Genomic DNA, 3,006 nt, shown 5'->3' on the forward strand with positions numbered 1-3,006 from the left:
GGGTGAGCCTCCGGCTGGCGCCGCTGTGAAGACGCTGCACGTCGAGGCCGGCATGCACCTGTACGGCGGTGCCTTGCAGGTGGTCTTTCTGCTGCAGGGACTCAGGGCGCGCGGAGAGGAAGCCGTGCTCGTCTGCCCGCGCGGCAGCGCCATCGCGGCGGCGGCCCGGCAGCATGCGGCGCGCGTGCACGAGATCGATATGAAGGGCGACCTCGACATCGGCCTGATGGGCCGGCTGCGCCGCCTGATCCGCGCGGAGCGGCCCGACATCGTGCACCTGCACAGCCGGCGTGGCAGCGACCTGTGGGGCGGTGTCGCGGCGCGGCGCGAAGGTGTGCCGGCGGTGCTGAGCCGACGCGTCGACAACCCGGAGCCGCGCTGGTGGGTGTCGCGCAAGTACCGGCTCTATGCGCGCGTGATCGCCATCTCCAACGGCATCCGCGAAGTGCTGCTGGCCGAGGGCGTGCCGCCCGAGCGCGTGGTGTGCGTGCACAGCGCGGTCGATACGAAGCGGTATCGGCCCGGCCGCGCCGGCAGGGCCTGGTTGCGCACGGAATTCGGCCTGGCCGGCGACGAACTCACGCTTGCCATGGCCGCGCAGTTCATTGCCCGCAAGGGCCATCGCACGCTGCTCGCGGCGCTGCCTTCGGTGCTGGCGGCGCATCCGCGCACGCGGGTACTGCTGTTCGGCCAGGGGCCCGAGCTGGAGACGGTCCGCCGCCTCGTGAACCAGGCGGGGCTTGCCGAGCGCGTGGTGTTCGCCGGCTTTCGCAGCGATCTCGAGCGCGTGCTGCCCTGCGTCGATGTGATGGTGCACCCCGCAGAGATGGAAGGCCTGGGCGTGGCACTCCTGCAGGCTGCGGCCTGCGGGCTGCCGATCGTCGCCGGGCGTGCCGGCGGCATTCCCGAGATCGTTCGGCCGGGTCTCAACGGCGAGCTGATCGAGCCGGGCGATGCTGCGGCGCTGGCGGCTCACCTCGTGCGGCTGCTCGGGGACGAGGCACTGCGTGAGCGTTACGGCGCAGCCGGGCGGGAGCTGGCGCTGCGCGAGTTTTCGCTCGACGCCATGGTGGACGGCAACCGCGAGGTTTACCGTGCAGTGCTCGCGGCTCGTGCGCCGCGCTGAGCACGGCACTCGCTCACCCGCCGAACTCCCGGCGTCCCGCTCCTCCCGACAGGCTCCCTTGAGCGCCCGACGAGCCCCGCAAGCCAGCAAAGCCGAAGCCATCCCATGCACATCGCCTTCTTCGCAGAACAGCTCTACTACCTGCCGCAGTTCTCGCCCGTGATCCGCTGCCTGCTGGCGCGCGGCCACCGCGTCACCACACTGCTGAGGCTCGACGCGGCCCTGCGCGACATGCCCTTGCCTGCCTTCGAAACGCTAGTGCCGGCTCACACGCTCGTGCGCGTGGACACTGCGCGCGCGGCCTACGCCGAGCTGCGCGGGCTCGCGCCCGACTGGGCCGTGTTCGGCAGCTTTCTCGACCACGACGAGACGCTCGCTCCGAGCACGCGCAGCGCGCTGGTCTATCACGGCATCGGCGTGAAGACCGTGCTGTTCGATCCGCGCCTCAACGCCTTCGACCTGCGCTGCGTCGAATCGCAGCGAGTGCTCGATGAACTGGTGGCGCGCGATCCCGGCGCGCGTGCGCGGCTCGCACTGGTCGGTTTCGCCAAGCTCGACCCGCTGTTTGCGGGGCCGCCGCCCGACACAGCGCCCCACGGTGCAGCGCCGCACACCGCACTGCCCTTGGCCACGCCGAGCCCCGTCGCCGAGCCGGTTCTGCTCTACGCACCCACCTTCTATCCGTCGTCTCTGGAGCTGATGCCGAAGACCCTGAGCGCCCTAGCGCCCGGCGCGCGCTGGATCGTCAAGCCGCATTTCTTCACTTGGACGGTCAAGCAGTACGCCGGCCAGCGCGAGCGCCTGAAGGCCTGGGCGCGCGATCCGGCGGTCGAAGTGCTTGGGGCCGAGACCTACGACCTCGTGCCGCTGATGGCCCGGGCCGACGTGCTGGTCAGCGACGCGTCGAGCGCGCTGTTCGAGTTCGCGGCACTCGGCCGGCCGGTCGTGTGGTGCCGTTTCCTCAAGCTGCGCTGGAGCTACCGTGGGCTGCTGCGCTGGCGCTTCGATCGGCGCATGGACCCCAATACGACGCGCTACGAAACCGTGGCGCACTGCGTGGACCGCGCCGCCGATCTGCCGCAGGCGCTCGCGGAGGCAATCGCCGAGCGCAGGCGCACGGTCAGCCCCGATCGCCCGGAACGCGAAGCGCTCATCGAACACCTGATCGGGCCACGCGACGGCCGTGCCTCCGAGCGCATCGCCGACGAGCTGGAACGGCGGGCCCAGGCCGGACCGCCCGCCGTCACGGCACGCGCTTGATCACCTCGATGATCTCGGTCGTCGAGATCGAAGGCGTGCGCGGCAGGTAGACCACTTCGCAGATCCCCCGGAACTCGTCGAAGCGGCCCTGCCAGTCGTCGCCCATCACCAGTACGTCGGCGCGGTGCTGGCGCAGGTACTCCCCCTTCAGGGCCAGCGACTCCTCGACGAAGACCTCATCGACGCAGCGCAGCGCACCGATCAGCTTGAGGCGATCGTCCTCCGGATAGACGGGCCGTCGGCCTTTCTTGGAGAGGTTGAGGGCATCGGAGGACACGCCCACGATCAGCCGGTCGCCGAGTGCGCGGGCACGCTCGAGGATGCTGACGTGGCCGATGTGCAGCACGTCGAAGGTGCCGAAGGTGAGGATGCGGCGCATGCGGTCAGCGGGCGCGGTAGTCGCCGTCGAGGTTGTTGAAGCTGTGCTGCCGGCAGTACTCGAGGAAGGCCTCGTCGGCGGCATGCAGCTCGGCCGGCACGCGATTCGAATCGGTCTCGCGCTGCTGCGTCTGCCAGGCGAGCGAGGGGCGCACGTAGCCGTTCTCGAGCGAGAAGTCGATCGCCTCCTGGCTGATCTCGCCAGCGTCGAGGCCGCTGTAGAGCGCCTCGAACCAGAAGGA

Annotated in this window: 4 protein-coding genes; 2 read left to right on the forward strand and 2 right to left on the reverse strand. The window is 70.4% G+C overall.

What is annotated here, in order from left to right; all coding sequences use genetic code 11:
* Together H0W38_RS19880 and H0W38_RS19885 are read left to right on the forward strand one after the other, a co-directional pair.
* Window positions 1–1,126 (forward strand): glycosyltransferase (locus tag H0W38_RS19880; protein ID WP_292457418.1); only part of this gene is annotated, 1,126 nt, incomplete at its 5' end.
* A gap of 105 nt (window positions 1,127–1,231) precedes the next feature.
* A complete protein-coding gene (locus H0W38_RS19885) occupies window positions 1,232–2,386 on the forward strand; it encodes a CDP-glycerol glycerophosphotransferase family protein (protein WP_292457422.1) in 1,155 nt (384 codons plus the stop codon).
* Here H0W38_RS19885 and H0W38_RS19890 read toward each other — a convergent pair.
* Together H0W38_RS19890 and H0W38_RS19895 are read right to left on the reverse strand one after the other, a co-directional pair.
* Entirely contained in the window at window positions 2,370–2,765 is a 396-nt protein-coding gene (locus H0W38_RS19890) for an adenylyltransferase/cytidyltransferase family protein (RefSeq protein WP_292457425.1), read from the reverse strand. The two genes, H0W38_RS19885 and H0W38_RS19890, sit on opposite strands and share 17 nt — an antisense overlap.
* Before the next feature lie 4 nt (window positions 2,766–2,769).
* Window positions 2,770–3,006: hypothetical protein (locus H0W38_RS19895; protein WP_292457427.1), on the reverse strand; the 237-nt coding region annotated here is incomplete at its 5' end.

The organism is Methylibium sp., from assembly GCF_013817365.1.
In the GTDB taxonomy this organism is placed as follows: Bacteria; Pseudomonadota; Gammaproteobacteria; order Burkholderiales; family Burkholderiaceae_C; genus Methylibium.